The sequence below is a fragment of the Psychrobacter sp. 1U2 genome (genome assembly GCF_051847575.1).
In genome coordinates this window covers 1-977 of sequence record NZ_JBPYDC010000556.1, presented here as the reverse complement: position 1 = coordinate 977, position 977 = coordinate 1, and the positions used below count along the sequence as shown (strand labels likewise).

The window sequence follows — 977 nt, the reverse complement described above, 5'->3', positions numbered from 1 at the left end:
AAAATAACCGATACAAAATGTATCGGTTTAAAATTTAACAGAGCTGCAAACGAACGTCAATCAATAAATACTTAATTCTGTTAATTTGGCTGTATAGACTGGGCAAAAGTACATTCATAAATATGGATTAATTCACTGTAAACAACCAAAATTCCGTTATATTCAGTGTACTAATTAGGAGAGAAATACAGTTAATGTCTTCATTATCTTGATCATAAATATCAGTCTGATTGATATCGCAAAAGAATTTACTATCTACAAAAATAGCTTAATAATTGAGCCTATTTCTCCATGCTACGATATGTCAGCCTACTAAAAACACGACATCAGACCTTTCTACTTGCTATAACGATAATATTTGTTCCTTTAATACTTGTTATTATAAAAATATCCTGTTAATTTCTTATAACGATATAATATATATCGTTATAACGATGTCTTTATATGCAGATTCCACATGATAAATATATCAACAACTCTACTACCTTTATGATTGTTGATGTACGTAGCTCAGCGTGTCATTTCTTCTTATTACTATTAGTCGTGTTTGTTACGCTTTTAACGAGTGCAGTGTGTCTAGAGCTGGACAGTCATATGAAAGCATTCATGAAAAGGTCCATATAAATATATCGTTAGCTTTCCTTCACTTTTTTACCAACGACTATATTTGCAAAAACAATAGATGACTCAAGATCTGTACTTAGAATTGCAGACTCAATATTCACAAGACTTAGTAAGAAACAAGCTATTCTATCGATCGTGAAGTTCTGCGCTATTTTTATTTTATGATTAATAGGCTCGTTTTAGAACAGTATTAGACACATAGTGATTAACACAAGGATGGTTAAATATGTCACATAGTATTCTTCTACCAAGAATCATGGAGGTAGGTCGCGATGCATGTCAAAAGCTACCAACCATATTAGATAGCTTAGGTATTAAAAACCCTCTCATCATTACGGATGAGATGATGGTTA

The 977-nt window shown here is 31.7% G+C and carries 1 pseudogene; it reads left to right on the top strand.

The features are described 5' to 3' along the window. Positions 1–850 precede the first annotated feature (850 nt). A pseudogene (locus ACS8FD_RS17230) lies at positions 851–977 on the top strand (iron-containing alcohol dehydrogenase); the annotation flags it as partial.